Annotated in this window: 1 pseudogene; it reads right to left on the minus strand. The window is 41.2% G+C overall.

The features are described 5' to 3' along the window. Window positions 1–240, minus strand: a pseudogene (locus CI070_RS01575) (ribonuclease R); the annotation flags it as partial.

The following is a 240-nucleotide window of genomic DNA, read 5'->3' on the forward strand; positions in this document are numbered from 1 at the left end:
AATAGTCAACAGGTCACGGTGGTCCTTACGTCCTTTTAAGTCATCATTTGAGATCGTTTCAGGCACTTCATTGGCATGATCTAAAACTTCATTAGGGAATTCATGCGGAATTTCAAACATGTTTAAAATGGCAAGGATATCTACACCCGGCTCATCTTTATGACCGATTTGTTGGATGACGTTACCCGCAACTGCAAATGGGTGTTGGTCATCTGGATAATCCACTAATTCGACAACAAC

It is taken from the genome of Akkermansia muciniphila (genome assembly GCF_900184965.1).
GTDB lineage: Bacteria > Verrucomicrobiota > Verrucomicrobiia > Verrucomicrobiales > Akkermansiaceae > Akkermansia > Akkermansia muciniphila_A.